Below are 20,949 nucleotides of genomic sequence, written 5' to 3'. Positions count from 1 at the left end.
CCGGAGACGGCGGAGACAGACTCTGACGAACTCACCTACTGCCGTCGCATACGGTTAAGACACAAGGGAAGAACCCACATTGGCTGACGAGAACGATATCGGAACAGAAATCAACCGGGTCGAGCAGGTCGATCTCAACCTCGAGATGCAGAGGTCGTACCTCGATTATGCAATGAGCGTGATCGTCGGTCGTGCCCTGCCCGACGTCCGCGACGGACTCAAACCGGTCCACCGTCGTGTGCTCTACGCGATGTTCGACGGCGGCTACCGCCCCGACCGCAACTTCTCCAAGTGCTCCCGTGTCGTCGGCGACGTCATGGGTCAGTACCACCCGCACGGTGACACGGCGATCTACGATGCCATGGTCCGCCTCGTGCAGCCGTGGACGATGCGCTACCCGCTCGTTGCCGGCCAGGGCAACTTCGGTTCTCCGGGCGACGACGGTGCGGCCGCACCCCGTTACACCGAGTGCAAGATGGCACCCTTGGCCATGGAGATGGTCCGGGACATCGAAGAGGGCACCGTCGACTTCCAGGACAACTACGACGGGCGCAACCAGGAACCCATGGTTCTGCCCTCCCGGTTCCCGAACCTTCTGGTCAACGGTTCCGCCGGCATCGCCGTGGGCATGGCCACGAACATCCCGCCGCACAATCTCCGTGAGGTCGCCGCCGGCGCCCAGTGGCTGCTGACTCACCCCGAGGCGAGCAAGGAAGAGGCCCTCGAAGCTCTGCTCGGCATCATCAAGGGCCCCGACTTCCCGATGGGTGCGACGGTCCTCGGCCGCAAGGGCATCGAGGACACCTACCGCACCGGACGCGGCTCGATCACTCAGCGCGCCGTCGTGGAAGTCGAAGAGATCCAGGGCCGCACCTGCCTCGTCGTCACCCAGCTGCCGTACATGGTCAACCCGGACACTCTGGCCGCGAAGATCGCCTCCTACGTCAAGGACGGCAAGGTCGCAGGCATCGCGGACCTGCGCGATGAGTCCTCGGGCCGCACCGGCCAGCGCCTGGTCATCGTGCTCAAACGCGATGCCGTGGCCAAGGTCGTGCTCAACAACCTCTACAAGCACACCTCGCTGCAGGAGAACTTCTCGGCGAACATGCTCGCGCTCGTCGACAGCGTGCCGCGCACGCTGAGCATCGACTCCTTCCTGCGCCTGTGGGTCAAGCACCAGATCGAGGTCATCGTCCGACGCACGCAGTTCCGTCTGCGCAAGGCCGAGGAACGTGCCCACATCCTGCGCGGCTACCTCAAGGCGCTCGACGCCCTCGATGAGGTCATCGCCCTCATCCGTCGGTCCCCGTCCTCCGACGAGGCCCGGACCGGACTCATGGAGCTGCTCGAGGTCGACGAGATCCAGGCCAATGCGATCCTCGACCTGCAGCTGCGCCGCCTGGCCGCCCTGGAACGCCTGAAGATCCAGGAAGAGGCCGACAAGATCGAACAGCTGATCGCCGAGTACAACCACATCCTCGAAACGCCCGCTCGCCAGCGGGAGATCGTGTCCGAGGAACTCGACGAGATCGTCGATCGCTACGGCGATGACCGGCGCACGAAGATCCTCGCCGGATTCGACGGGGACGTCTCCATCGAGGACCTCATCCCCGAAGAGGAAGTCGTCGTCACCATCACCCGCGGAGGCTACGCGAAGCGGACGCAGACGAACCTCTACCGCGCTCAGCACCGTGGCGGCAAGGGGATCAAGGGAGCCGCTCTGCGCGGTGATGACGTCGTCGAACAGTTCTTCGTCACCTCGACGCACAATTGGCTGCTGTTCTTCACGAACACCGGCCGGGTGTACCGGGCCAAAGCCTATGAGCTGCCCGAGGGCTCACGCGACGCGAAGGGTCAGCACGTGGCGAACCTGCTCGCGCTGCAGCCGGGTGAGTCGATCGCGAAGGTCCTGTCCATCCGCGACTATGAGGAAGCGGAGTTCCTCATCCTCGCCACCCGTTCGGGTGTCGTGAAGAAGACGCGTCTGAGCGAATACGACTCGAACCGCACCGGCGGTGTCATCGCCATCAACCTGCGCGAATACAAGGGGCAGCCCGATGAGCTGGTCTCGGCCCGCATCGTCGGTTCCGAAGACCACCTGCTGATGATCTCGCGCAAGGGCATGTCGATTCGCTTCGCTGCCGACGACGAGTCGATTCGTCCCCTGGGCCGAGTCACCGGAGGCGTCACCGGCATGAAGTTCAAGGGCGATGACGAACTGCTGACGATGGATGTCGTCCAACCCGACACCTACGTCTTCGTCGTCACCGAAGGCGGATACGCGAAGCGGACCCCCGTCGACGAATACCGTCTGCAGGGCCGTGGCGGTCTGGGAATCCGGGTTGCCAAGATCACCGAACAGCGCGGAGACTTGGTGGGCGGGCTCATCGTCGAAGAAGGCGAAGAGGTCCTCGTGGTCATGGAGAAGGGCAAGATCGTTCGGTCGAACATCGATGAAGTTCCGGCGAAGGGACGCAACACCATGGGTGTTGTGTTTGCGAAACCGGGCAAGAAAGACCGTATCATCGCAGTGACCCGTGGTCCCGAGGCCGAGGTCGAGGACGAAGTTGAAGACGATGCCGAAGTCCCGGAAGGTGAGGTCGCAGAGCCTCAGACCGGCAACGAGGATGTGGAAGAGTGAGCGATAGCAAACAGCCAGGCTCAGGCAAGATCATACGGACGTCGAGCGGCTCGACGCGGCTGACGGCGGGTTCGTCGAAGAACGACGCGAAGTCAGCCGAAGCGACCGGCAGCGGCTCCGGTCAGGGGGCGTCCGGTCCGGCATCGTCCGGTCAGGGCTCTGCCAACCAGACCTCACAGAAGGCCACGGTCGTCGCTCCGCCCGCGCCGAAGGCTTCGCCGAAGCCCGGCAGGGCTCCTTCGACAGGTTCGGGACCATCCGCGCACACCGGCGCCCAGGAGGCGGCCACGGCCGGCTCCCAGGCCTCCGGGTCTCAGCCGGCCGGGTCCCAGCCGACCGGCTCGCAGGGGTCGGGCGGCGGAAACCGCACAGCCACCTCGGCGATGGGAAGCGCTTCCAACACCGTCCGCGCCAGCTCCGGCGGCGTGAAGATGGGTGTGAAGAACATGGTCGACAGCGGCAAGGGCAAGAAGAAGAAAGGCCCTCGCACCGTCCGCCTCACCGTCTCCGCGGTCGACCCGTGGTCGGTCATGAAGATGTCGTTCCTGATGTCCGTGGCCATCGGCATCGCCACGATCGTCGCCTTCATCGTCCTCTGGGTCGTGCTGCAGGCGACCGGTGTGATGAGTGGTCTCGAATCGACGATGAGCGAACTCGCCGGCGCCGAGTCGGCCGAGCGCATCGTCGGCATCTTCGGCTTCGGCCGAGTCGTGGCCGCCGGGTTCATCATCGCCGTGATCAACATCGTGCTGATGACGGCTCTGTCGACCCTGGCTGCGTTCATCTACAACATCGGATCCCTCATCGCCGGTGGCTTCAGCCTCACCCTCACCGACGACTGACCCCATTTGCTACCCGACGGCGGCCCAGCAACTTGGCGCGAGGTTGCTGGGCCGCCGTCGGGATCCTTCTATGTCTGTCAAGCGGCTTGGCCGATCGAGTTCGTGGCCTCGAGAATGCGATACACAGAACGGGCCAAGTGACGCTTCATGCACCGGATGGTCTCCTTCTTCGTCTTCCCCTCGCCAAGCCGTTTAGCCATGTATGCCTGGGACCTCTTCTGGTGAGAAAGCCGCGTGATGGCCACCATGTACAACGCAGAATTCAACCGACGATCACCACTGCGATTAAGCCGGAACCTCACCACATTCCCCGACGACGCCGGTATCGGGCTGACCCCCGCCAGCTTCGCAAACGCAGCCTCTGAACGCACCCGCCCAGGATGCGACCACGCCAGGTAGAACACAGCCGCGGTGATCGGACCAAACCCCGGCTCAGCCAGCAACACCGCAGCCGGGCTGTCCTTGACCAAAGCTTCGATCCGGGTGGCGTAGTCCTTGATATCGGCATCGACTTCGACGACGCGTTTGGCTAACCGAATCGCTTCCCGACGAGCCTCGGTAAGTGCCACAGACTCGTTCCTGATCCGCCACTTCGCAACCGCGTGGATCTTGACGACCGACAGTTTCCGACGCGCATCCATACCGAGGTCATGAGTACGCAACAGCGCGGTGAGCGCATTGACAGTCCGGGTCTTCTCCCGGGTCATGGACTCCCGCGCCTTGACCAGGATCTGCAGTCCCTGACGCGGCCCATCAGCCTGCCGGGGGAACCGCAGCCGCGACTCATCCATCGACAGGACCGTGCCAGCGATCCGTCGGGCATCGATCCGGTCATCCTTGCCCGTGGCATGCCGGTCACGAGCATTCATGCTGGCGGCCTCGGCGACTGTGTACCCGTTGTCGGCAACATGGTCGGCAAGGATCGCCCCGTAAGTGCCGATACCCTCGATCACCCACAGGGTGTCGAGGTCCCCGCCGGTACGGCGACCGGCCCACAGCAGCGCCCGTTTCAGGCCAGCTTTCGTGGTCGGGAATGCAGCAGTGTCGACGTGCTCACCAGTGTTGGTGAGGACACTGTAGACGTGGTTTGGATCGCCCCGGGTGTGGTGGAGGGCTTGATCTAACCGAGAGGATAGGACCATGCCCGCACCAAGTAAGTACCCTGCAGAAGTCCGAGACCGCGCCGTGCGCATGGTCAACGAGAAGCTCTCCGATGATCCGGTCCTGGCCGTGAGCACCGCGTGTCGGCTGGTCGGTGAACAGATCGGGATCAACAAGAACACCCTGCGCAATTGGGTGAAGCACAATCATGTTGATTCTGGAAAGACGCCGGGAATGACGACTGACGACAAGCAACGCATCACAGATCTGGAAAAGGAAATTCGGGAACTGCGCCGGGCGAATGAGATCTTGCGGAAAGCGAGTGCGTATTTTGCCCAGGCGGAGCTCGACCGCCGCTGACGGATATCGATGGTTTCATCGATGACAATCGTAACGAATTCGGAGTCGAGCCGATCTGCCGTGTCCTTTCCGGTACCGGGGTGCAGATCGCTGCGAGTTCGTATTACGCCAGAAAGTCTCGACCGGTCTCGGCACGGAAACAAACTGACGCCGTGTGGGATGAACGGATTCAGAAAGTGCATGCGAAGAATCGAGGATTATTCGGAGCACGGAAAATGTGGGTCATGCTCCGCCGGCTCTATCCAGACGAGCCGATCGCCAGGTGCACAGTCGAACGACGCATGCGCGCCCTGGGTCTGGCAGGGGTGAGCAATGCCCGGTCGGCGACTACGACATGGCAGTCCAAGACCGCCTCGTACCCGAGTGACCTTGTGTGCCGGGACTTCACCGCCGATGCTCCAGATACCCGCTGGGTCGCTGACATTACGTATGTTTCGACGTGGAGTGGTTTCGCCTATGTCGCGTTCGTCATGGATTTGTTTTCCCGCATGATTGTCGGGTGGCGAGTCGATACGACGCTGCGGACCGATTTGGCGCTGGATGCCCTGGAGCACGCTTTATGGGAAAGGAGACGAAAGAACCGTAATATCAATCAGTTAATTCACCATTCAGACAAGGGAAGTCAATATGTTTCCATTGCTTACACAGAGCGACTACGTGAAGCCGGGATAGAAGCCTCGGTCGGCTCGACGGGCGATTCTTATGATAATGCCGCAGCCGAAGCGCTCAATAAATTGTATAAGAAAGAGGTGGTGTGGCGCGAAGGTCCGTGGACTGGTCGCGATGCTGTGGAATTCGCGACCTTGGAATGGGTGCATTGGTATAACAACACCCGTCCGCATTCGTACTGCGGAGACCTCGCTCCAACACAGTTCGAGGATCACTACTACACTGAAATCAGTCGGCCAGCAGTGGCCGGCGTACCGCTATGAGCTCTCCACCGAACTCGGGGCGATCCAGTTCTTCGCGTGGGTGTCGACGCCAACGACAAACGCGTATAAATGCGAGATGATAGTCATGACGGTTCGTGATTCTCCTGTGTCAGAACGGATGAGGTCCGACCGTCGAACGGTCGGCTCCGGTCCGGGAGATAGTCACGTCGAAACACTACTGTGATGAGTCACGTTCGGTCAGGAACGGACAACCTTCTGATCAAGTTATCGATGTGGGCCGAGCCGGTGCCGACCGCCCACCGATCATCAGACAGATCCCGACGAGGACATCGTTCGAGTCAGTAGTTCTGCGGGTCATGATGATCGATGGGACGGTCAGTTCCTACTCTGCCAGCCAGTCCCAGACCAGCCACTATCAATACTCACAGTAGTGCTGGGTGGGAGTGGATTGTGAGGCGAGTCACTGGAAGCCGATTTGTGTTTGTCGGCAGGGGTTGGGTATCGTTTTACTTCGGGTTCACCCCGATAAGGGCCTATAGCTCAGGCGGTTAGAGCGCTTCGCTGATAACGAAGAGGTCCCTGGTTCAAGTCCAGGTAGGCCCACGTCCCCACTTCGGGGATTTCCTTTCGAGGAGGATCATGAGGAAGTGGATTCTCAGCGGTCTCACAGTGGTGGGACTGGGAGTGTTCTTCCGGTGGCGGCACCAGAATCAGAGTGCCCAAGCCGAATGGTCCGAACACACCGACTCGGTGTGAGGGGTGAGAACCCGATTCGGGGGTATGGCGCAATTGGTAGCGCATCTGCTTTGCAAGCAGAGGGTTAGGGGTTCGAGTCCCCTTACCTCCACTCGAGTAGTTTTGAGACAGCACTCGTAACACGAAGGCTCCGAACCATTGCGGTTCGGAGCCTTCGTCGTTCGCTGAGTACTCGGGTTATGGGCCGGGCCTTTCAGACCGGGAGTGCTTCAGGCTCGCCAATATCCGAGGTAGCCGTCGATGAGGCCGTCATAGGTGTGCAGGGTGCGGTCGTTGTTGAAGTTCTGGTGCCACACCTGTCCCTCGTAGTAGATGCCGATGTGGCCGTAAGCAGAGGTGTCGTTCCCGGTGCCCCAGACGAGGATGTCGCCGTTCTCGAACTTCTGGTCCGTGTGCCAGGTGAAGCCGTTCTGCTTCATCTTGGTCCCGCCGGAGCCCCCGGACTGGTAGTCGATGGCGTTGCCCCAGGCGCCGTGGTCGACGCCGTGGACCTCTTCGAGAGCCCGGGAGATGAGGCTGACGCATTCTCCCTGATATCCGCCCTGGGAGTTCGCCAGCGACTGTCCCTTGTAGTGGTTGAGGAAGTCTCCGATGCTCGAGAACTTCTTCTCCGCCTCCGGGCTCGCCGAGGCGGCCTGAGAATCGGCGGAACCAGCTGAGTTCTCGGCTCCGGTGCTGGCGGGCGCAGCGGCGGGTGCGTCCGTCGTCTCTGCCGCCGAGGCCATCGATCCGGTGCCGAGCACGGCGGCTCCGGCGATCATCGCGGTTGTCATGGTCTTCGTGGTGACGTTCTTCAGAGTCATTCTCTTCCGTTCGCTCCGTTCGACTGATTGACATGGAGGCGTGCCCGAAGTGGGCTCGTGACCTCCGCTGTCGACGCTAACAGCGCCGGAATGAACATCCGATACGTCGAATCGAAGAGACGGTGAACTCGCTCGCCATCGATAATCCCGGTGACCTCGCCGAGGCGGGACCGGACGCCGCCGATGCCCGCCGTGACCCGAACGTCACCGATGCCCGCCGTGACGGAGATCGCTGAGGTTTCGGGTTCTCCCCACTATCGGCCGGAAACGGGAATACGTTAGTCTGAGTTGCTGTTCTTACTTTCGTCTGCGCGCCGATTCGGCATCTGCGTGCGGCCTCCGCCCACATCCTGGGCCCCACAGATACATCCGAACGGAGCACCGTCTTGTCCAGCGACAGCTCACCCGCACGCGCGCAGGCCCCGCAGCAGGAGACCATCGATCCCGCCGGGATGCGGGTCATCTGGCTGCTGCTCGTGGCCGCCTTCGTGGCCATCCTCAATGAGACCACGATGGCCATCGCCATCCCCGAGCTCAACGCCTCCCTCGACATCCCGCCGGAACTCGGCCAGTGGATGACGAGTGCCTTCATGCTCACCATGGCCGTGGTCATCCCGACCACCGGCTTCCTGCTCCAGCGCTTCACTACGCGCCAGATCTTCCTGGCCGCGATGATCCTCTTCAGCGCAGGCACCCTCATCTGCCTCGTCTCACCCGGCTTCTCACTCCTGCTCATCGGCCGCATCGTCCAGGCCGGCGGTACGGGCATCATGATGCCGCTGCTGATGACGACGATGATGAACGTCGTCCCGCCGCATTCGCGCGGCCGCATGATGGGCCGCGTCGGCCTCGTCATCTCCCTGGCCCCGGCCATCGGACCGACGATGTCGGGCATCGTCCTCGACAGCCTCGGCTGGCGCTGGCTCTTCGCCATCGTCCTGCCGATCGGCCTCGTCGCCCTGGGACTCGGCGCGAAGTGGATGACCAACCTCGGCGAGTCCACCCACGCTCCCATCGACGTCCTCTCGATCGTGCTCTCCGCGCTGGGCTTCGGCGGCATCGTCTTCGGCCTCAGCCAGTTCGGCTCCGGCGGTTCCGGCGGTGGCGCTTCGGCCGGTCTGGCCTGGAGTGCGATCGGCGGCGGCGTCGTGTTCCTCGGCTTCTTCGTGTGGCGTCAGCTCGTCCTGCAGCGCCGCGACGGCGCCCTGCTCGACCTGCGCGTGTTCAACTCCCGCAACTACGTCATCTCCGTGGTCATCATGGCCGTGGTGGCGCTGGCGATGTTCGGCACCTTCTCCCTGCTGCCGCTGTACCTGCAGAACGTCGCCGGGCTCAACGCCACCCAGTCGGGACTCGTGCTCCTGCCCGGATCGGTCCTCATGGGTCTGCTCGGTCCCGTCATGGGTCGCATCTACGACGCACGGGGCCCGAAGACGCTGCTCGTCCCCGGCACGATCCTCATCGCCGTGGCGATGTTCTCGTACTCGATCGTGACTCCGGCGACGCCCACCTGGGTCCTCGTCGTCGTCCAGACCGGGATGTCCGTGGGCCTGGCCGCCTCGTTCACACCGCTGTTCTCGGCGTCCCTGGGTTCGCTCGACCGTCGCCTGTACTCGCACGGCTCGGCCGCGCTCAACACCCTGCAGCAGGTCGCGGGTGCGGCGGGCACGGCCCTGCTCATCTCGATCTACTCCGCGGCCCTGCACTCCGGTCAGGCCGCCGGTCGGACCGTGGCCGAGGCCGGTGCTCCCGGTGCGCAGACGGCGTTCCTGCTGGCCGCGGTCATCGCGCTCGTGTCCGTCGTCCTCGCCTTCTTCATCAAGAAGCCCGAAGACCAGGAAGATCACACCGCCGAGGTGGTCGAACCGAGCGCCGGCGCACCCGCGGAATGATCGGCGCACCGACCGCATGACCGCTGTCCCGGGGAACCCCGGGACAGCGGTCGCGTCTGTGGCCGCCTCGGCGAGTTCGACTCCGCCCTTGGTACGGTGACGTCATGACCTCCTCCGCGCATTCGGATCCGACTCACTCGCATCCGACGCACTCCCCCGAGATCCAATCGGACGTAAGGGTCCGCGGGGCGAGGGAGCACAATCTGCGCGATATCGATCTCAGCGTGCCCCGGGACGCACTCGTCGTGTTCACCGGAGTGTCCGGGTCGGGCAAATCCTCCTTGGCCTTCGGGACCCTGTACGCGGAATCCCAACGCCGCTACCTCGAATCCGTAGCCCCCTACGCCCGGCGACTCATCGATCAGGCCGGAGTCCCGGACGTCGATTCGATCACGGGCATGCCGCCGGCCGTGGCCCTGCAGCAGCAGCGCGGCGGACGCAGCGCCCGCTCGAGCGTCGGCAGCATCACGACCGTCTCCAGCCTCGTGCGCATGCTCTACTCACGGGCCGGCCACTACCCGGACGATGAGCCGATGCTCCTGGCCGAGGACTTCTCGACGAACACCGTCGAAGGCGCCTGCCCCGAATGCCATGGGATCGGCCGCGTCTATGAGGTGCCGGAGGAGAGGATGGTCCCGGACCCGACGCTGACGATCAGGGAACGCGCGATCGCGTCCTGGCCGAAGGCCTGGCACGGCCACCAGCTGCGCGATGTGCTCGTGGCCCTCGGCTACGACGTCGACGTGCCCTGGCAGGACCTGCCGCGCGAGCACCGCGACTGGATCCTCTACACCGAGGAGACCCCGCACCTTCCCGTCCACTCCCGGCTCACCCTCGCCGAGGCGCGCGAAGCGATCGCCGCGGGCACCGAACCGACCTACTCGGGAACGTTCGTCGGCGCCCGGAAATATGTGCTCGACACCTTCGCGAACACGAAGAGCGCAGCGATGAAACGGCGGGTGGCCGAGTTCCTCGCCGCCGGACCCTGCCCGGTCTGCCACGGCAAGAAGCTCAAACCCGAAGCCCTGTCCGTGACGATCGCCGGGCTCGACATCGCCGAATTCTCCGCTCTTCCGCTGCACGAACTCATGACCGTCCTCAACGAGGCCGTCGCCGCGGCCAAGGCATCATCGGACGACCCAGCCGCGGACCGTCATCCGACCACGGCAGATCCCTCCGCGGAGAAGCGAGCGACGACGGTCCGCCTCGGCGAGGGTCTCATCGACCGACTGCGACCCATCAGCGATCTCGGGCTCGGATACCTCTCGCTCGATCGGACCACCCCGACGCTGTCCGGAGGGGAGCTGCAGCGTCTGCGACTGGCCACGCAGCTGACCTCGGAGCTCTTCGGGGTCGTCTATGTGCTCGACGAACCCTCGGCCGGTCTGCACCCGCAGGACGTCGACGCTCTTGTCGGCATCCTCGACGGGCTGAAGGCGCGCGGCAACAGTCTCTTCGTCGTCGAACATTCCGTCGACATCATGCGGCACGCCGACTGGCTCGTCGACATCGGACCCGGGGCCGGAGAACGCGGCGGAGACGTCCTCTACAGCGGCCCCACGGCCGGTCTCGCCGAGATCGAGGACTCCGTGACTCGGGGGTACGTCTTCGGCAATCGCGGACTGGACCCGCACGAACCCCGCTCACCGCAGGGCTGGATGCGCTTGGAGAACATCCGACGCAACAACCTCGACGATGTGAGCCTTCAGGTCCCGCTGGGAGCGCTCACCGCGGTCACCGGTGTCTCGGGTTCAGGCAAGTCCAGCCTGGTCAGCCAGGTGCTTCCCGTGATCGTCGGCGACCGGCTCGGTGCTCCCGCCGAGGCTCGCGAAACCGAACCCGAGGGCGACGAGCTGCTGCTCGTCGACGAATCCGAGGAACTGCGCGGCAGCGTCACCGGCGATCTCACGGACATCCGGCGGGTCGTGAGCATCGATCAGAGACCCATCGGGCGCACCCCGCGCTCGAACGTTGCGACCTACACGGGCCTGTTCGACCATGTGCGTCGCCGCTTCTCCGAAACTCCCGAAGCCCGAGAACGCGGCTACAGACCCGGCCGGTTCTCCTTCAACGTCGCCGGCGGCCGCTGCCCGACCTGCGAAGGTGAGGGCTCGGTGATGGTCGAGCTGCTCTTCCTGCCCTCGGTCTACACCGAGTGCCCGGACTGCCACGGAACCCGCTTCCAATCGAGCACCCTCGAAATCGTCTGGCGCGGACGCAATGTCGCCGAGATCCTCGACATGAGCGTCGAAGAGGCCCACGAGTTCTTCACCGGCGAATTCGACATCATCCGCTCGCTGACCGCACTCATCGACGTCGGACTCGGGTATCTGCGCCTCGGCCAACCCGCAACCGAACTCTCAGGCGGCGAAGCCCAAAGGGTCAAGCTCGCCAGCGAACTGCAGCGCTCACAGCGCGGAGACACACTCTACGTGCTCGACGAGCCGACGTCGGGGCTGCACTGCGCCGATGCCGACCGTCTCGTCGCTCACCTGCAGAGACTCGTCGATGCCGGCAACACCGTCGTCATGGTCGAGCTCGATATGCGGGTCGTCGCCGTCGCCGACCACGTCATCGAGCTCGGTCCCGGGGCCGGAGACGACGGCGGACGGGTGGTGGCCGCGGGCACACCCGCGGACATCGTCGCCGACGGGGCGGGCCCCTCGGCGAGATACCTGGCCGCGGCACTGTCCGCCGACCGGTGATCTCAAGCACACGAACCCTGCTGCCCGGCCCCCGCGAACCGCAGAATCAGACGGATCGCGGGGGCCGATGCGATTGTTGGAGACGTCTAAGTCTCAGTTGTCCGTAGACACACCCGATTCGCGCCGGGAAGTCTGGAAGACATGCCCACAGCGCTCCTTCGCCGCATCACGGTGTGCCTGCTCATCGCCGCACCCGCCGTGGTGCTGCGCATCACCGGCACCGAGGCGGCCCCCGTCCTCGATCTCCTCGCCTTCGGCACCGCGATCGTCGCTGCCGCCTTCCTCCTGGCCTGGGCCGCCGAGGCGGTGCAGAAGGACATCTCGGGAGCCCTGGCGATCGCCCTGCTGGCGCTCATCGCCGTCCTCCCCGAATACGCCGTCGACCTCTTCTACGCCTTCCGTTCCGGTTCCGATCCCGACTACCTGCACTTCGCGGCCGCGAACATGACCGGATCGAACCGGCTGCTGCTCGGCTTCGGCTGGCCGCTCGTGGTCATCATCGCCCTCCTCGCCGCCCGCCGGATGACCAAGCGCAGGGCCGCCGACGCACCGGCCTCGCTGCGACTCGAGCCCGGCAGCCGGATGGACATCGGGTTCCTCATCATCCTCGGTGTCCTCGCCTTCGCCATCCCGCTCATCGGCAGCATCCCGATATGGTTCGGCATCGGACTCGTGCTCGTCTTCGCCGCCTACCTCTGGTGCGCCGGCCGGTCCGCCGGAGACGCGGAAGGCGAATTCGTCGGTGCCGCCGCCGGCATCGCGGCAATGCCGACGAGGCGCCGACGGGCCACCGTGATCTGTCTCTTCGTCGTTTCCGCGGCGATCATCCTGCTCAGCGCCGAACCCTTCGCCGAGGCGCTCGTGGCCTCAGGCGAGAGCCTCGGCATCGACAGCTACTTCCTCGTCCAATGGCTGGCCCCGCTGGCCTCCGAGGCACCCGAGTTCGTCATCGCCGCGATGTTCGCCCTGCGCGGGATGGGCGGGGCGGCGATCGGCACGCTCATCGCCGCGAAGGTCAACCAGTGGAGTCTGCTGATCGGGTCCCTGCCGATCGCGCACTTCGCCGGCGGGGGCGGGTTGGGGCTGCCCCTGGACCCTCGCCAGGTCGAGGAGTTCACGCTCACGGCCACGCAGACCATCCTCGGCGTAGCGATCATCCTCGCGCTGCGCTTCCACTGGGCACCGGCGCTGGGTCTGGCGGGCCTGTTCGGTCTGCAGTTCTTCGTCACGGACACGTCCGGACGCTTTGTGCTCTCGGCGATTCAGGCGGGACTGGCGATCGTCTTCCTCGTCCTTCACCGTCGCCACATCCTGCCCACGCTGGCCGCACCCTTCCGCCGATCCGGGCATGAGAGCTCAGATGGGACCCGCGGTGATGCCCTCGCCGAGGCGGCACCCACCGATCGGGCGAAGGCACGTGCGTAGAATGACGATCATGCCGCGCCCTGCAGTGACTCGGATGGTCGAGGACTATGTCACCCTCATCTGGAAGGCCTACGAATGGCCGGGCGGTCGCCCCGCCACGACGGACCTGGCCGAACAGCTCGGTGTGACCGCCTCGACGGTATCGGCGAACCTCAAGAAGCTCGCCCGGGACGGCTATATCGACTACGAACCCTATGGGCAGATCGTCCTGACCGACGCGGGGCGGCGGACCGCCGTGGAGATCGTCCGACGCCACCGGATCGTCGAAACCTACCTCGTCGAAGCCCTCGGACTGACCTGGGACCAGGTCCACGAGGAGGCCGACCGGCTCGAACATGCCGTCTCCGACCTCGTGCTCGAGCGGATGAACGCCGCCCTCGGAGACCCGGACCGGGACCCGCATGGCGATCCCATCCCCGATGCGCACGGGCACACCGCTTCGTTCCCGAGTCGCCGTTTGGAGGAGACCACCCCCGGGGACGAGGTCTCGGTTGTCCGTGTCTCCGACCGGTCTCCCGAGCTGCTGCGCTATCTCACCGACCGAGGGATCGTCATCGGCACGCGCCTGACGGTGACGGCGATCAGCTCAGCGGCGTCCTCGATCGGCGTGGACATCGACGGTGAGAGCGTCGAACTCGCCCTCGACGCCGCCGAGGCGATCCGCGTCGAGCCCGCGCTCGGCTGAACCGTCGACTCTGCTCCGGTGTGAGGCTCTCAGGGGTTCGAGTTCCCTTACCTCCACCATCGCGTACTGGCCGGTCAAACCGATGATCCGTCGCACCTTGGCCGCGTCGCGGTTAACGTCCATGCCGCCGACTCTGGCGGTTCCGGCATCGGGGCCGGTCAGGGTCGCCAAGATGCGGATCGACGTTGTTTTCCCAGCTCCATTGGGGCCGAGGACGGCGAGCACGGTTCCCGGGCGGGCGCGTAGATCCACACCGTCCAGCGCAGTGTGCTTGCCATACCGTTTCACCAGCCCCTCGGCCTCGATCACATAGTCACTCACTCGAATCTCCTTGTCTTCCTCGCCGCGTTCAGGGGCGCAGTACTTTGGGGAAACCCGTCCATTGCAGATCGGGGCGAAGATGGCTCATGTCGTTGAACATGGCGATGCTCGGCGGCAATGCTGGCCGGTTCTCGATTACGGTCAGAGCGGCGTTGGCGCTGCTGAGGCCGAGCCATCGCACCGCCGGTGCGTCCAGGGCATGACGAATGAGCCACGCGATCGGGTAGGCATGGGTGATGAGCAGTTCATGCGCATCGTCGTCACCCTCCGGAGGGGTAGCGAACCTCGCGGTGAGGCTCTGCGCGATCTTGTGCCCGGCCTCAGCCTCGTCCGTGTCGTAGCCGTCGAAGAACGGCATCCACGACCGCGGAGTCTCCTCCGGTGTAGGTACATAGGGCACGTGGTCGATCAACTCGGGCGCTTCGCGGACGGGCGCAGTACCCGTGAGGAAGATGTTGAGTTGCTGGGCGCTATCGGTAGCTCGCGGCAAAGGCGAGTGCCACACGGCGTCGATGGGAAGATGCACCAATCGTTGACCGAGCAGACGGGCCTGTTCGCGCCCGGTGTCAGTGAGGTTGCCGAACGCGTCGGCGTCGCCGTGCCGTGCGATGTAGAGATATCTGGTAGCCATGAGCAGGTCGGGAGCATCACGAGGACGCCCCTCCCTCCTTTCTCTTGGGTGAGGGTTCGGATCGGAGAACGGTGACGGTTCCGGCTGTGCCGTCGAGCGTGATTCGGGCACCGTTCTCGATGCGAGTAGTGGCACCGTCGATGCCGAGCACGACGGGGATGCTGTACTCGCGGGCGATGATCGCGGCGTGCGAGAGCGCGCCGCCGGTCTCTGTGACGACCCCGGCGGCGACGGCGAACAGCGGCGTCCAGGCGGGATCGGTGTACGGGCAGACCACGATGTCACCGGCACGGACAGTCGAGAAATCCGATGGGCCGAGCACGACGCGAGCCGCCGCGGTAACGGTTCCGTGAGAACCAGGAGTACCGCTCAGCACCCCGACTGGATCGGACGAATCACGAATTTTGCGGGCCGGAAGCGCGGCAGTGATCGGGCGTGCTTGAAGAATCCAGACGGTACCGTCAGCAACCGCCCATTCGACGTCTTGCGGCCTGCCAAACAGGTGTGCGATCCGGCTTCCCAACTCGGCTAACGCTACGACCATGGTGTCGTCCAGGGCGCGGGCGGATCGTCTCTCGGGGGCGACGGCGCTGGTCATGATCCCGCCGTGCTCGTGATCCAGGTCGAGGCGGGTCTGCTTGTTTCCCAGCGAGAAATCGACGATCCCGTTCGGGGAGATTTCGTAGGCGTCAGGGGTGACCGTTCCGCCCACGACGGCGAGCCCCAGCCCCCAGGAGGCTTCGATCCGCGTCGGCTCGTCGTCATGCTGAGGGGTGAACATGACCCCTGATACATCGGCCTCGATGACCGGTTGCACGAGCACCGGCATACCCAAATCTTGCGGCGAGGCGTCACCGGAGCGAGTCCAGTAGTCGCCCACGCGCGTGACATGGGCCGATGCCTGAACGTCGGCGACCGCCTGGCACACGTTGTCTGCGCCGTGCACACCGATAACGCTCTCGTACTGGCCCGCGGCCGACGCCTCTGCACTGTCCTCGTTCGTCGCCGACGACCTCACGGCCACCACCGGGTCGCCTATCCTCGCCAGTCCACGGGCAACCGCATCGCGCAACGCGTGCTCGACCTCGGTGCCAGTCTGCTGGATGCCGCTCGGCACGACGAACCCGTCGGGCACCGGCAGCCCCGCACGCAGCAACACCCCGAGCGTCGCCGCTTTCCCGCCTGCGTCCGTCCGGATCGCCTCAGAGAGCGTCGTCAGCATCACACCACCAATCAACAAAATATTGACAAGATTCTGTTGATCGTAGCAGGGTGGGTGGCATGGAACGCAAGCACGACCTCGAACGACCCGGTACTTCCGATCATGCGCAGGCCGAGCGTGAGCGCAACGCCCAAGGCATGCTTCTCAACAAAGGTGCAGATCAATTGGAGCCGCGGCCGTGGCGACCTGAACCGACGCCGCCCTCGGCGGTCGAACTGACGCAGTACGCACTGTGGCGTTCATCCGAACTGACCCCGGATGAACTCCTGAGAGTGCTCTCGTTGCTTCCAGCTGCTCGCGCCGAGGTCGAGAGCGTGGAGGTCGGTCTGCTCTTCGCGGCTCGCAACGAGGGGCTGACGTGGGCGCAGATCGCCGAGGCGATGGGATTCCGCTCGCCACAGGCGTGCCAGCAGTACGTCAACCGTCTCAGCGCCAGGCAGGACAAGCGAGTATGACCTATCAGTCCATGGCGTCACTACTGGTGCTGCACGCCGTGCGCCTCCTGGGGTTCGCCGACAGCGAGGCGGTTGCCGAGCGTGCAGGAACGAGCCACGCCGACGCGCTGCACCTGTTGAACGCCGCGGAACATGCCGGGTGGGTGCAGCACGCCGCGTTCGCCGATCTCGATGGCTGGTCGCTCACGGACTCTGGCAAGGCAGAGAACGAGCGCCAACTCATGGCAGAACGCGTGAGCGCCGATCCCAACAACGTAGTTGCAGCCGCTTACTGGGTCTTCCTTCCACTCAATGCTCGTTTGTTGCGAGCCGTCACTGATTGGCAGATCAAGCCGACGGAAGCGGATCAGTTCGCTCCCAACGATCATCTCGATCACGCATGGGATGGGCGAGTCCTCGAAGAACTCACGACCCTCGGCAGGGAACTTGATCCCTTGGCCGAGCGCCTTTCTGCTGTTCTCGCAAGATTCGACGGCTATATGGCGCGGTACGAGTCGGCGTTACGCAGGGCTACGTTCGGGGAACTCGACTGGATCGACAAGACCGACAAGGACTCCTGCCACCGGGTCTGGTTCCAACTCCACGAAGACCTCGTAGCCACCCTCGGCATCGATCGAAGGAACGAAGTGTGACGATGGAGAATGCTCCGCGCATGGTTGGTCTAGAGGCATGAACGTTTGGCGTGCAGGTGAGGGAATTGTAGAGTTCCCCGACGGTCGTCGCGTTCGAGCTCGTGGCCTACGTGCCTCATCCTCGAGTGGGCTCGAACCTCAGTTTGGGCTCTACCTTCTGGGTCGTGACCCATGCATTGATGAGTCGCGGTATCGCTGGGTGTGTTGGCCCGACTTCCGATTGCCAGCCTCTACCAGTGATGCCCTGAACGCACTTCGTGAAGCCTACGAGCGAGCAACATCGGAGCGCGTCGAGATCGCCTGCGATGGTGGCATTGGCCGCACAGGAACCGCTCTGTCAGTACTTGCGATCATGAGCGGAGTTCCTGTCGATGAAGCAGTAGCCTGGGTGAGAGAGCATCACCATAGCCATGCGGTGGAAACACCTCGACAAAAACGCTGGGTCAGCGAAGTCGCAGTTTCGCTGAGAACCTAACCAGGACGGTTCTCGGGCAAGCCAAGGTACTGATACCGCGGCGGGACGTACACATTCGTGTAGTTGTTCAGCGAGTGAATAGTGAAAGCGGGACCTGTTGCGCCGATAGGTACCTCGGACTCGCTACTCATGTTCCGATCGTCCCATACTGAGTGTTCTGCTTGGGGAAGTCGGCTACTCGATCGGAGACATCGCCTTCTTGCTGTCGCGGCCTTGTGATCGACTGCCCCTGGTGCTCCGGATGCGTTCCTGTGTTGACCACGGACCCCGCCCCGCAACGACTGCCAGTCCGTCGGTGAGGGTCCAGTGCTCGCTTGGATCGCGACAGCAAGTCCTTCGTGTGTGTCCACACCGTCATCCGATGCACGCCGAATCGCCGGGACATCGAAACCACGCTCTAGCCGTCCGCTCGGGCAGTTCTAATAGCGTCCACTTAGCTGTCCGTCAGCGGTGATCTAGCTCGTCTCCTAGGGTTCGCTACGACCTCGGGCTCGTCCTCGACTGCATCTTGAGGCTCGTCGCCAAGACCGAGTTTCGCCTGATTCCACGCGGAACCGAGCCTCTCGAACCGCTGCCAGGTGCTCGGTTTGAGTCCACCCGCGTCCACCATCTGCCTCCACCATTTGTCGGCGCCCTCCCACAGCACCGTGTCGAGGGTTCTCACAGCACCTTGTTGAGGAAGGACTTTGTGCGCTCGGACGTCGGGGCCTTGAAGATCTGCTGCGGTGTCCCCTCCTCGACGATGGCGCCTGCGTCCATGAACAGCACCCTGTCGGCGACCTCACTGGCGAAGCCCATCTCGTGGGTGACGACGACCATGGTCATCCCCTCCTCGGCGAGCTGCTTCATCACAGCGAGCACTTCGCCGACGAGTTCGGGGTCGAGCGCACTCGTGGGCTCGTCGAAGAGCATCATCTTCGGTTCCATCGCCAGGGCCCGCGCGATGGCCACGCGCTGCTGCTGACCGCCGGAGAGCTGTGCCGGATAGGCCTCGGCCTTGTCGCCGAGGCCGACCTTGTCCAACAGCTTCAGCGCCCTGTCCCGCACAGCCTGCTGACTGAGGCTGCGCACCTTCCGGGGTGCCAAGGAGATGTTCTCGAGCACGCTCATGTGCGGGAAGAGGTTGAACTGCTGGAAGACCATGCCGATCTCCGTGCGCACCTCATTGATGTTCGTGTTCTTGTCGGTGAGGCTCTTGCCGTCGATGACGACCTCACCGCTCGTGATCTCCTCGAGCATGTTGAGGCAGCGCAGGAACGTCGACTTGCCGGAACCGCTGGGCCCGATGACGCAGACGACTTCCTGCGGCTCGACCTCGCAGTCGATGCCCTTGAGCACTTCGTTGTCACCGAAGGATTTGTGCAGATCGGATACGCGGATGATCATCAGTGAGTCAGCCTCTTTTCCATGACATTGAGGACCTTCGACAGAGTCAGCGTGATGACCAGGTAGAAGATCGCGACCGTCGTATAGATCTCGACGGCGTTGAAGTGGTTGGACGCGACGAGGCGGCCCTGGAAGATGAGTTCGGGAACGAGGATGACCGACAGCAGCGAGGTGTCCTTGATGCTGATGATGAACTGGTTGCCCAGCGGTGGGATCATCCGCTTGAACGCCTGCGGCCAGATGACATAGCGCATCGTCAGGTGCTGGGAGAGCCCGAGGGACCGTCCGGCCTCCATCTGCCCCTTCTCCACCGACTGCACCGCGCCGCGGACGATCTCGGCGATATAGGCTCCGGAGTTCAGGCCGATGACGACGATGCCGGCGGTCAGTGAGGGAATGTTGAAGCCGATGATGAGCGGCAGGGCGAAGTAGATCCAGATCGCCTGCACGAGCACGGGGGTCCCGCGCAGGACCTCGATGTAGACGGTCGAGAGGCTGTAGACGATCCTGCTGCGGGAGATGCGGCCGAGGCCGAAGATCGCACCGAGGATGAAGCCGATGATGAGTCCGACGACGGAGACGAGCAGCGTGTAGTACAGACCCTGCAGCAGTGCCGGGATGTAGTCGATGACTCCGACCCAGTTGAATTGGGCTAAGCGGGACATATCTTCCTTCCACAGGACTGCGGGCACGGGATGGCTCCCCTGCCCGCAGTCCGCTGTGCTCTCACAACTGGGATGTCAGTCTTCGGCCGGTGGTTCTTCGCCGAACCATTCCTTGTACATCTCCGCGTACTTCCCGTTCTCCTTGATGGTGGCCAAGGCTTCGTCGACGGCCTTGACGAGGTTCGGGTTGTCCTTGGAGATCGCGATGCCGTAGTCCTGCGCTTCGAGCAGGTCGCCGACCATCTTGAGCTTGTCCTCACCTTCGGTGCGGATGTAGTAGGCGACGTTGGGCTGATCGTAGAGGACCGCGTCGGCGCTGCCGGACTCGACCGCGAGGTAGGCCTGGTCGAGCTGTTCGTAGGTCTTCGCCTCGGCGCCGTCGATGTTCTCGTCGATGTAGGCGGCACTCGTCGATCCGAGGCGGGTGGCCACGGTCTTGCCGTCGAGGTCGTCGATGCTCTTGATGTCGTCATTGTCGGTGGGCACACCGAGGATGAGACCGGACTTGTAGTACGGGTCGGAGAAGTCGATCGTCTGCTTGCGTTCGTCGGTGATGCTGATGCCGGCCACGGCGAGGTCGAAGGATCCGGTCTGGAGACCGGGGATGATGCCGTCGAAGTTCGTCACTTCCTGTTTGAGTTCGAACCCGGCTTCATCGGCGACAGCCGTGATGAGGTCGATGTCGAAGCCGACGTATTCGCCGCCCTTCTTGAATTCGAAGGGCACGAACGAGGTGTCTGTGGCGTAGGTGTACGTGTCCTCGAGCGGCGCATCCTCGTCGTCGCCGCCGGAGGAACAGGCCGAGAGTCCGGCGGTCAGGGCCAGTGATGCCGCGATCGCAATTCCGGAGAAGAGTCGCTTTCTCAATTTCACATCTGCCTCACATTCAAAGAACATCCATTGGTCTTTCAGAATTTTCACAGTATGCCGGGGGCACAGGAGAGTCAAAGCGGTGCAGCTCACATCGCACATGCGGCACCGTTCCGATCACGTCCCTGGGGCTTCGGCGGACAGTGGAGAAAGGGTGGTGGAGGCAAGGGCAGTCACGAGTATCGTCGC

Annotated in this window: 18 protein-coding genes, 2 tRNA genes and 1 other annotated feature; of the genes, 12 read left to right on the top strand and 8 right to left on the bottom strand. The window is 63.9% G+C overall.

The window, feature by feature from the left end:
• Positions 1–79 precede the first annotated feature (79 nt).
• Both gyrA and ACSE4D_RS08275 read left to right on the top strand, forming a co-directional pair.
• Positions 80–2,641 carry a DNA gyrase subunit A gene (gyrA, locus tag ACSE4D_RS08280; RefSeq protein WP_135537699.1) on the top strand — a complete coding sequence of 854 codons (2,562 nt, stop codon included), beginning with the start codon at positions 80–82 and terminating at the stop codon, positions 2,639–2,641.
• Positions 2,638–3,483, top strand: coding sequence for a DUF3566 domain-containing protein (locus ACSE4D_RS08275; protein WP_240689565.1), 846 nt, complete (start codon positions 2,638–2,640; stop codon positions 3,481–3,483). Before gyrA ends, ACSE4D_RS08275 begins: the two co-directional genes overlap by 4 nt.
• Before the next feature lie 77 nt (positions 3,484–3,560).
• On the opposite strand, the gene ACSE4D_RS08270 is transcribed toward ACSE4D_RS08275, so the two are convergent.
• The gene (locus tag ACSE4D_RS08270) at positions 3,561–4,625 is read right to left on the bottom strand and encodes an IS110 family transposase (protein ID WP_436327128.1); all 1,065 of its coding nucleotides are present in this window, start codon (positions 4,623–4,625) and stop codon (positions 3,561–3,563) included.
• Here ACSE4D_RS08270 and ACSE4D_RS08265 point away from each other — a divergent pair.
• The 3 genes from ACSE4D_RS08265 to ACSE4D_RS08255 all read left to right on the top strand — a co-directional run bounded on the left by ACSE4D_RS08265 (position 4,624) and on the right by ACSE4D_RS08255 (position 6,684).
• Positions 4,624–5,876 (top strand): IS3 family transposase gene (locus ACSE4D_RS08265; protein WP_436327045.1). Its coding sequence is split into 2 segments (ribosomal slippage): positions 4,624–4,915 and positions 4,915–5,876, totalling 1,254 coding nucleotides; the frame shifts between segments, so codons are not numbered across the junction. The two genes, ACSE4D_RS08270 and ACSE4D_RS08265, sit on opposite strands and share 2 nt — an antisense overlap.
• Positions 4,908–5,039, top strand: a sequence feature (AL1L pseudoknot). Its footprint overlaps the gene before it by 132 nt.
• A gap of 490 nt (positions 5,877–6,366) precedes the next feature.
• A tRNA-Ile gene (locus tag ACSE4D_RS08260) sits at positions 6,367–6,440 on the top strand.
• A gap of 171 nt (positions 6,441–6,611) precedes the next feature.
• Positions 6,612–6,684, top strand: a tRNA-Ala gene (locus tag ACSE4D_RS08255).
• 118 nt (positions 6,685–6,802) lie between these two features.
• On the opposite strand, the gene ACSE4D_RS08250 is transcribed toward ACSE4D_RS08255, so the two are convergent.
• Entirely contained in the window at positions 6,803–7,396 is a 594-nt protein-coding gene (locus ACSE4D_RS08250; RefSeq protein WP_436327044.1) for a CHAP domain-containing protein, read from the bottom strand.
• Between the two features lie 452 nt (positions 7,397–7,848).
• On the opposite strand from ACSE4D_RS08250, the gene ACSE4D_RS08245 reads away from it, so the two are divergent.
• From ACSE4D_RS08245 to ACSE4D_RS08230, 4 genes are all read left to right on the top strand, one after another.
• Positions 7,849–9,288 carry a DHA2 family efflux MFS transporter permease subunit gene (locus ACSE4D_RS08245; RefSeq protein WP_135537878.1) on the top strand — a complete coding sequence of 480 codons (1,440 nt, stop codon included), beginning with the start codon at positions 7,849–7,851 and terminating at the stop codon, positions 9,286–9,288.
• A 104-nt stretch (positions 9,289–9,392) separates the two neighbouring features.
• Positions 9,393–11,993 carry an excinuclease ABC subunit UvrA gene (locus ACSE4D_RS08240; RefSeq protein ID WP_135537697.1) on the top strand — a complete coding sequence of 867 codons (2,601 nt, stop codon included), beginning with the start codon at positions 9,393–9,395 and terminating at the stop codon, positions 11,991–11,993.
• 141 nt (positions 11,994–12,134) lie between these two features.
• On the top strand, positions 12,135–13,418 hold the full coding sequence (locus ACSE4D_RS08235; protein WP_436327043.1) for a sodium:proton exchanger: 1,284 nt from the start codon (positions 12,135–12,137) through the stop codon (positions 13,416–13,418).
• Positions 13,419–13,428: 10 nt separating this feature from the next.
• Positions 13,429–14,103, top strand: coding sequence for a metal-dependent transcriptional regulator (locus tag ACSE4D_RS08230; RefSeq protein WP_426936893.1), 675 nt, complete (start codon positions 13,429–13,431; stop codon positions 14,101–14,103).
• Here ACSE4D_RS08230 and ACSE4D_RS08225 read toward each other — a convergent pair.
• The 3 genes from ACSE4D_RS08225 to ACSE4D_RS08215 are packed head-to-tail and all read right to left on the bottom strand — an operon-like array spanning position 14,005 to position 16,277.
• Complete coding sequence (locus ACSE4D_RS08225) at positions 14,005–14,424, bottom strand: ATP-binding cassette domain-containing protein (RefSeq protein WP_436327042.1); 420 nt, start codon at positions 14,422–14,424, stop codon at positions 14,005–14,007. The two genes, ACSE4D_RS08230 and ACSE4D_RS08225, sit on opposite strands and share 99 nt — an antisense overlap.
• A gap of 28 nt (positions 14,425–14,452) precedes the next feature.
• Positions 14,453–15,055, bottom strand: coding sequence for a histidine phosphatase family protein (locus tag ACSE4D_RS08220; protein ID WP_436327041.1), 603 nt, complete (start codon positions 15,053–15,055; stop codon positions 14,453–14,455).
• A 16-nt stretch (positions 15,056–15,071) separates the two neighbouring features.
• The gene (locus ACSE4D_RS08215) at positions 15,072–16,277 is read right to left on the bottom strand and encodes a PEP/pyruvate-binding domain-containing protein (protein WP_436327040.1); all 1,206 of its coding nucleotides are present in this window, start codon (positions 16,275–16,277) and stop codon (positions 15,072–15,074) included.
• A gap of 59 nt (positions 16,278–16,336) precedes the next feature.
• On the opposite strand from ACSE4D_RS08215, the gene ACSE4D_RS08210 reads away from it, so the two are divergent.
• The 3 genes from ACSE4D_RS08210 to ACSE4D_RS08200 are packed head-to-tail and all read left to right on the top strand — an operon-like array spanning position 16,337 to position 17,839.
• A complete protein-coding gene (locus tag ACSE4D_RS08210; RefSeq protein WP_436327039.1) occupies positions 16,337–16,732 on the top strand; it encodes a DNA-binding protein in 396 nt (131 codons plus the stop codon).
• Positions 16,729–17,364 (top strand): transcriptional regulator, encoded by a 636-nt coding sequence (locus ACSE4D_RS08205; protein ID WP_436327038.1) that lies wholly within the window; start codon positions 16,729–16,731, stop codon positions 17,362–17,364. Before ACSE4D_RS08210 ends, ACSE4D_RS08205 begins: the two co-directional genes overlap by 4 nt.
• Before the next feature lie 37 nt (positions 17,365–17,401).
• Entirely contained in the window at positions 17,402–17,839 is a 438-nt protein-coding gene (locus ACSE4D_RS08200; protein ID WP_436327037.1) for a protein-tyrosine phosphatase family protein, read from the top strand.
• 660 nt (positions 17,840–18,499) lie between these two features.
• Here ACSE4D_RS08200 and ACSE4D_RS08195 read toward each other — a convergent pair.
• The 3 genes from ACSE4D_RS08195 to ACSE4D_RS08185 all read right to left on the bottom strand — a co-directional run bounded on the left by ACSE4D_RS08195 (position 18,500) and on the right by ACSE4D_RS08185 (position 20,763).
• Complete coding sequence (locus tag ACSE4D_RS08195) at positions 18,500–19,225, bottom strand: amino acid ABC transporter ATP-binding protein (protein WP_276606420.1); 726 nt, start codon at positions 19,223–19,225, stop codon at positions 18,500–18,502.
• Positions 19,225–19,890 carry an amino acid ABC transporter permease gene (locus ACSE4D_RS08190; protein ID WP_135537694.1) on the bottom strand — a complete coding sequence of 222 codons (666 nt, stop codon included), beginning with the start codon at positions 19,888–19,890 and terminating at the stop codon, positions 19,225–19,227. The genes ACSE4D_RS08195 and ACSE4D_RS08190 overlap by 1 nt, the downstream gene beginning before the upstream one ends.
• Before the next feature lie 75 nt (positions 19,891–19,965).
• Positions 19,966–20,763, bottom strand: coding sequence for a transporter substrate-binding domain-containing protein (locus ACSE4D_RS08185; RefSeq protein ID WP_425119102.1), 798 nt, complete (start codon positions 20,761–20,763; stop codon positions 19,966–19,968).
• Between the last annotated feature and the right edge of the window lie 186 nt (positions 20,764–20,949).

Origin of the sequence: Brevibacterium sp. FAM 27836 (assembly GCF_051351055.1) — a bacterium.
Taxonomy (GTDB): domain Bacteria; phylum Actinomycetota; class Actinomycetes; order Actinomycetales; family Brevibacteriaceae; genus Brevibacterium.
Note: the sequence above shows the minus strand (reverse complement) of the source record. Positions and strands in the feature narration are given on the sequence as shown.